Raw genomic sequence first — 7,351 nt, 5'->3', positions numbered from 1 at the left:
CGGAGCCCCGGCGCAGGGGTCTGGGGCGAAGCCCCAGTTTCGGGAAGGGGCGGGGAGGGGAGCAGCCCGCCGCAGGCGTCACAATCCGCCCGACACCCCCAAGCACCCCTCACGGCGCGTCGCCCGTCACCAACGTGCCGGGACAACACACCTAGCCGCCGGTCTGGGCGTGCTCCGCCGCCGAGCGGAGGTCGATCTCGCGCCAGAAGCCCGCCCGGATCGCATAGCGGTCGTGCTCGTCGATCTGGTCGTCCTTGTGGGCCAGCAGCCCGAAGCGGGCCGCGTAGCGCAGCAGTTCACCGTCGATGCGGTGCGGGATGCGGGGGTACTCCGTGGAGAGCTGCTGGAGATGGCCCGAATCGGCGAGCCGTTCGGTCCAGCGGCGGGCGAAGACCTGACCGACCTCGAACGGGTCGCCGCTGACCGCGGTGATGTCCTCCTCGCGGTCGGCCCAGCGCTGCTCGGCGCTGGTGAGCTGGGCCAGCATGGGGAGGTTGGCGGTCTCCGGCGGCTCCCCCACCCCGGAGCCGGGGCCCCGGTCGACCCAGCCCTTGTCGGAGGACCAGCGCAGCGTGGCACCGGCCGGCTGCCGGTCCGCCTGGCCGCCGGGCCCGGCGGGGCCGCGGCCCAGGTCGGCGAGGTCCTTGGGGGTGGGCACGCCCTTGGCCGCGGCCCCTGCCGCGACATCCGCGCCCGCCTCGGCGGCCGCGGCGGCGGGTCGGCCGGGGGCGTCGGCCGGGCCGCTCACGTCGGTGCCGGGCCGGGCGGCGCCGTTGCGGCCGGGAGCCGCCTCCGCCGCGCCGGGCGCCGCTGCCGCCGCGGCGGCAGCGGCGGCCGTGGCGGTCTCCGGCAGCGGGGCGGAGAGAATGGCCGCGATCTCCGGGCGCGGTTCGGAGACGGGCGCACAGGGCCCGGGAAGCTCCTTGGCGCGCACCGCCCGGGTGATCCAGACGCGGTCCAGGACGCGCCGCTCATCGGCCTCGGCCACGAGGTCCTCGGACTGGTTGTAGTCGCCGTCGGCGGCCTGCACCGCCCAGAGGTGGACGGCGACGCCGTGCTCCTTGGCCGACATCAGCCCGGGCAGCAGATCCCCGTCGCCGGTGACGAGGACGATGTCGGAGCAGGCCCGGTTGCGGGCGAGCTCGGTGAGCTCGGCATGCATCGCGGCGTCCACGCCCTTCTGGGCCCAGCGGCCGTCGCTGCGGGTGAGCGCGCCGAGCCGCACGGTCACCCGGGGCATCACGCGCAGCCGCCGGTGCTCGGGCTGGGGTACGCGGTCGGGGGCGCCGTCGAACCAGTAGATCCGCAGCAGCGGGCGTTCGGTCTCGGCCTCGGCCCGCTCCCGCAGCCCCTGGATGAGGGTCGCGTGGTCGACGGAGATGCGCGATCGGGCGGGCTCCCCGGCCAGCAGGCTCGCGGCGGCGCCCAGCAGGTACCCGGCGTCCACCAGGACGACGCAGCGGTCCACGTTCCACCCTCTTCCCTGACGAATCCAGTCCTCGGTCGACCCCCGCGCACAGCCGTCCCCGGATGTGGTCTTTCGGCTTTACTTCGAGTCTGCCCGACCGTGCGGGGGTTATCAGTCCGAACTGGATCACCGGCGTGGCGGATACGGCTTACCCGCCAAGACCCCCCTTCTCACTCACCGTAATTGCCCGAAATGCACGGGTCACCGCGGCATGTCACTGTTCTTCCCGAAGGGCTTCTCCCCGGAGGGCTCTTCGCCGGGGGGCTGATCCCAACTGGAGGAACACCACCATGGGCAAGAACAAGAACCGCGATCGCAAGCAGCAGCAGCAGGAGCGGCGTCAGGAGCGCGGCATGGCCGACCGCCCCGCCGACCAGCAGTCCTCGATGGACGCGCAGTCGCAGGCGATGCGGTCGGAGGGCAGCCCCTCGACGCCGCGCAAGGACCGGCAGAAGAGCTTCGGCCACAACTGACGCACCGCGCACCGGCGCTGGGCCACCGCGGTGGCAGGCCGTGTGACATGGCCCCAGGGGCGCGCCCGACACGGGCGCGCCCCTTGTGCGTTCTCGCCGGGCCGCTGCCTTCGTCAGAGCCGGGCGGCCGCTGCCTTCGTCAAAGCCGGGCGGCCGCTGCCTTCGTCAGAGCCGGGCGGTCACCCGGCCAGGCAGGACGCCCCCAACAGCACCTTGAGATCGCCGAAGAGCGCCGGGTCGGCGGTGACGCGGTGCCGGTCGAGCCGCAGCACGGTGGTCTTCCGCGCCCCCTGGAGCTTGATCCGCACCTCGGTGGAGCCACGGTGGTGGGTGAGCACCTCGCCCAGCTTCTCGACCAGCGGCGGGGTGACCTTGACCGTGGGAATGGTGATCGTCACGGGCGCGTTGGCGCCCGCCTCGGACAGATCGGGAACCATCAGCTCCATGGCGACCAGCCGGGGCACGTCCTCGCGCTTGTCCAGCCGCCCCTTGACGAAGACGACCGCGTCCTCGATCAGCTGGGTGGAGACCAGCTGATAGGTGGCCGGGAAGAACATGCACTCGATGGAGCCGGCCAGGTCCTCCACGGTGGCGATGGCCCAGGCGTTGCCCTGTTTGGTCATCTTGCGCTGGAGGCCGGAGATGATGCCGCCGATGGTGACGATCGCGCCGTCCGCGTGCTCACCGCCGGTGAGCGCGGAGATCGCGGCATCCGCCTTCTCGTTCAGCACATGCTCGATGCCGAACAGCGGATGGTCGGAGACATACAGGCCCAGCATCTCCCGCTCCTGGGCCAGCAGATAGGTCTTGTCCCATTCGACGTCCGAGAACTCGACGTCGAGCCCGAAGCCCGGCCCGTCGCCGTCCCCGCCGTCGCCGCCCATGCCGCCGAAGAGATCGAACTGCCCCTCGGCCTCCTTGCGCTTGACGGCGACCACATTGTCGATCAGGGCTTCGTAGTGCGCCGTGAGCCCCTTACGGGTGTGGCCCATCTCGTCGAAGGCGCCCGCCTTGATCAGCGATTCGGTGGTGCGCTTGTTGCAGACGACCGCCTCGACCTTGTCCAGGTAGTCCGGGAACGAGGCGTACTTCCCCTTGGCCTTGCGGCCGCGGATGATCGCCTCCACCACGTTCTGACCAACGTTCCGGACCGCCGTGAGACCGAAGAGGATCACATCATCACCCTGGGCGGTGAAGTTGGCCTCGGATTCATTGACGTTCGGCGGCAGCACCTTGATGCCCATGCGGCGGCATTCGTTCAGATAGACCGCCGACTTGTCCTTGTCGTCGCGGACCGAGGTGAGCAACGCCGCCATGTACTCGGCGGGGTAGTTGGCCTTGAGGTACGCGGTCCAGTAGGTGACCAGGCCGTACGCGGAGGAGTGCGCCTTGTTGAACGCGTATCCGGCGAACGGGACCAGGACGTCCCACACCGCCTGGATGGCCTCGTCGGAGTAGCCGCGCTCGCGGCAGCCCTTCTGGAAGGGCACGAACTCCTTGTCGAGGACCTCCTGCTTCTTCTTGCCCATCGCGCGGCGCAGCAGGTCGGCCTGTCCGAGCGAGTAGCCCGCGAGCACCTGGGCGGCCTTCTGCACCTGCTCCTGGTACACGATGAGGCCGTAGGTGATGCCCAGGACCTCCTTGAGCGGCTCCTCCAGCTCGGGGTGGATCGGGGTGATCTCCTGCTGGCCGTTCTTCCGCAGCGCGTAGTTGATGTGCGAGTTCATGCCCATCGGGCCCGGCCGGTAGAGGGCCGAGACGGCGGAAATGTCCTCGAAGTGGTCGGGCTTCATCATGCGCAGCAGGGAGCGCATGGGGCCGCCGTCGAACTGGAAGACGCCGAGGGTGTCACCGCGGCAGAGCAGTTCGAAGGTCTTGGGGTCGTCCAGGGACAGATCGAGCAGCTTCAGGTCGATGCCCTTGTTGGCGCGCACCATCTTGACGGCGTCGTCCATGATGGTGAGGTTGCGCAGGCCCAGGAAGTCCATCTTCAGCAGGCCGAGCGACTCACAGGTGGGGTAGTCCCACTGGGTCACGACCTGGCCGTCGTTCTTCGGCGAGAAGACAGGCACGTGGTCGGTGACCGTCTCGCTGGACATGATCACGCCGGCCGCGTGCACGCCCATCTGCCGGACCAGGCCCTCGATTCCGCGCGCGGTGTCGATGACCTTCTTCACATCCGGCTCGTTCTCGTACATCCCGCGCACCTCGCCCGCCTCGCTGTAGCGGGGGTGCTTCTCGTCGGTGATGCCGGAGAGCGGGATGCCCTTACCGAGGACATCGGCGGGCATGGCCTTGGTGATGCGGTCGCCCATCGCGTACGGATAGCCGAGCACCCGGGCGGAGTCCTTGATGGCGTTCTTGGCCTTGATGGTGCCGTAGGTGCCGATCTGGGCGACCTTGTCGGCACCGTATTTCTCGGTCACGTACCGGATGACCTCACCGCGCCTGCGCTCGTCGAAGTCGATGTCGACATCGGGCATGGAGACGCGCTCGGGGTTGAGGAACCGCTCGAAGATCAGCCCGTGCTCGACCGGATCGAGGTCGGTGATGCCCAGGGCGTACGAGACGATCGAACCGGCCGCGGAGCCTCGGCCGGGGCCCACCGCGATGCCGTTGTTCTTGGCCCACATGATGAAGTCCGCGACCACGAGGAAGTAGCCCGGGAACCCCATCTGGATGATGACGTCCATCTCGTACTCGGCGAGCTTCTGCCGGTCCTCGGGGACGCCGCCGGGGAAGCGCTGGGCCATCCCCTTGCGGACCTCCTCCTGGAACCAGGTGACCTCCGTGTACCCCTCGGGCACGTCGAACCGCGGCATCAGGTCGCGCTTCTCGAACCAGCCGGTGTTGTCGATCTGCTCGGCCACCAGGAGGGTGTTGCGGCACCCCTCCTGCCAGGCGTCCGAGGAGTCGATGGCGTACATCTCCTCCGTGGACTTCAGGTAGTAGCCGGTGCCGTCGAAGCGGAAGCGGTCCGGGTCGGAGAGGTTCTTGCCGGTCTGGACGCACAGCAGCGCGTCGTGCGCCGCGGACTCGCGGGAGTAGGTGTAGTGCGAGTCATTGGTGACCAGCGGCGGGATGTCCAGCTTCTTGCCGATCTCCAGCAGCCCGTCCCGGACCCGGCGCTCGATCTCGATGCCGTGGTCCATCAGCTCCAGGAAGTACCGGTCCTTGCCGAAGATGTCCTGGTACTCGGAGGCGGCCTTGAGGGCCTCGTCGAACTGGCCGAGCCGCAGCCGGGTCTGGAGCTCGCCCGAGGGGCAGCCGGTGGAGGCGATCAGGCCCTCGGACCACTGGGCGATGGTCTCCTTGTCCATCCGCGGCCACTTGACGAAGTAGCCCTCCATATAGGCGTCCGAGGAGAGCCGGAAGAGGTTGTGCAGACCGGTCTTGTTCGACGCCCAGATGGTCTTGTGGGTGTAACCACCGGAACCGGAGACGTCATCGCGCTTCTGGTGCGGCTGGCCCCACTGCACCCGCCGCTTGTAGCGCCGCGACTCGGGGGCCACATACGCCTCGATGCCGATGATCGGGGTGATCCCCGCGCCCGTCGCCTGCTGGTAGAAGTCGTACGCGCCGTGGAGGTTGCCATGGTCGGTCATGGCGATGTGGGTCATGCCCATCTCATTGCACGCGTTGAACATGTCCTTGAGCCGCGCCGCACCGTCCAGCAGCGAGTACTGGGTATGGACATGCAGGTGCGTGAAGGGCGGCTTGGTCACGGTGGAAGACCTCCGGCGAACAATCGATGACGGCAGGGCGAGACAGCTCCGAAGGTTACCCCTCCGCACTGACAAGAGCCGGGCACTCGCGAGTAGCCTCAGGCGTTGATCCCGACGGGTCATCCGGTCTTCCCGCGCACCCGGCGAGACGGAACATACCCTGTCGTATCTGCCCCACCGATCATCTCTCTCATGCCCCAGGAGGCGTTCCGCGATGCCGACCCAGCAGACCCAGGCGGAACAGCGCGGCGAGCACATCCTCGCCGTATTCGACACCGCCTTCGGCGAGCTGCTCGCCGCCGACCCGGCCGCCTTCCGCGTCAAGTTCCGGAAGATGGCCGCCTCGGCGTTCGCGTTCTACCGCGGCACCGCCTGCCTGTTCTATTCCGATGTGGAGCGGGAGCGCTCCGGCGGACCGTACCTGGACGACCGCACCAGCCGGGTGTGGATCCACGGCGACCTCCACGCCGAGAACTTCGGCACCTACATGGACGCCAACGGCCGGCTGATCTTCAATGTGAACGACTTCGACGAGGCGTACGTCGGCCCCTTCACCTGGGACCTCAAGCGCTTCGCCGCCTCCGTGGCGCTCATCGGCTACACGAAGGCGCTCAGCGACGAGAAGATCACCGAGCTGGTGCGGACGTACGCCGGCGCCTACCGCGAGCGCGTCCACGCCCTGGCCACCGGCGCCAAGAACGACGAGGTGCCGCCCTTCACCCTGGAGACCGCGGAGGGCCCGCTGCTGGACGCGCTGCGCGACGCCCGCTCGCTGACCCGCTTCGGGCTGCTGGACTCGATGACCGAGATCCGCGACTTCGAGCGCCGCTTCGCGGCCGGCGGCGGGTCCATCGAGCTGGACGCGGCCACCCGCTACAAGGTCCTGGCCGCCTTCGACGGCTATCTGGAGACGCTCCCCGAGTCCAGTCTCTCGCGCCCTGACTCCTACCGCGTCAAGGACGTGGTGGGCCGCCGGGGCATCGGCATCGGCAGCGCCGGGCTCCCCTCGTACAACATCCTTCTGGAGGGCAACAGCGACGCCCTGGAGAACGATGTGGTGATCTACATGAAGCAGGGGCAGACCCCGGCGGTCTCCCGGCACATCACCGACGAGCGGGTGCGGTCGTACTTCCACCACGAGGGCCACCGCACGGTGATCTCCCAGCGCGCGCTCCAGGCCCACGCCGACCCGTGGCTGGGCTGGACCGAGCTGGACGGGGCGGGGCAGCTGGTGGCCGAGGTGTCGCCGTACGCGGTGGACCTGGACTGGTCCGACATCGACGACCCGGCCGAGATCGCGGCGGTCGTGGCCGACCTGGGCCGGGCCACGGCCACCATGCACGCGGCCGCGGACGACCAGAGCGGCCACTCGCTGGTGCCGTTCTCCACCGAGCGCGCCATCGACGCGGTGATCGCCGCCGACGAGGACGGCTTCGCCGAGCTCCTGGTGGACTTCGCGCACTCTTACGGTGCCCGCGCCCGCGCCGACCACCAGATCTTCGTGGACCTCTTCCGCAACGGCCGCATCCCCGGCCTCTGATCGCCTCCCTGGGGGGGCGCCCGACCCCCAGGGCCGTTGATCGCCACCCCGGCCGTGGCCGGGGTGCGCTCGCCCCCCTATCGTTAACGGTCATGTGGCCTGGACAGCAGCCGCCGGGGGGCGAGCGAGACCCGCAGCAGAATCC

The 7,351-nt window shown here is 69.3% G+C and carries 4 protein-coding genes; 2 read left to right on the top strand and 2 right to left on the bottom strand.

Features of this window, described 5'->3' with window-relative positions; genetic code table 11:
* Window positions 1-151 precede the first annotated feature (151 nt).
* A complete protein-coding gene (locus GWI24_RS36960) occupies window positions 152-1,468 on the bottom strand; it encodes an NYN domain-containing protein (protein ID WP_210950417.1) in 1,317 nt (438 codons plus the stop codon).
* Between the two features lie 290 nt (window positions 1,469-1,758).
* On the opposite strand from GWI24_RS36960, the gene GWI24_RS36955 reads away from it, so the two are divergent.
* Window positions 1,759-1,941: a hypothetical protein gene (locus tag GWI24_RS36955; protein ID WP_210950416.1), complete on the top strand. Its 183-nt coding sequence runs from the start codon at window positions 1,759-1,761 to the stop codon at window positions 1,939-1,941.
* A gap of 179 nt (window positions 1,942-2,120) precedes the next feature.
* On the opposite strand, the gene dnaE is transcribed toward GWI24_RS36955, so the two are convergent.
* Window positions 2,121-5,666, bottom strand: a complete 3,546-nt coding sequence (dnaE, locus tag GWI24_RS36950; RefSeq protein WP_210950415.1) for a DNA polymerase III subunit alpha — start codon at window positions 5,664-5,666, stop codon at window positions 2,121-2,123.
* 214 nt (window positions 5,667-5,880) lie between these two features.
* Here dnaE and GWI24_RS36945 point away from each other — a divergent pair, with 214 nt between their 5' ends.
* Window positions 5,881-7,206: a DUF2252 domain-containing protein gene (locus GWI24_RS36945; RefSeq protein ID WP_210950414.1), complete on the top strand. Its 1,326-nt coding sequence runs from the start codon at window positions 5,881-5,883 to the stop codon at window positions 7,204-7,206.
* Window positions 7,207-7,351: the final 145 nt, after the last annotated feature.

The sequence above is a fragment of the Streptomyces sp. MK37H genome, from assembly GCF_018035285.1.
Taxonomy (GTDB): Bacteria; Actinomycetota; Actinomycetes; order Streptomycetales; family Streptomycetaceae; genus Streptomyces; species Streptomyces endocoffeicus.
Note: the sequence above shows the minus strand (reverse complement) of the source record. Positions and strands in the feature narration are given on the sequence as shown.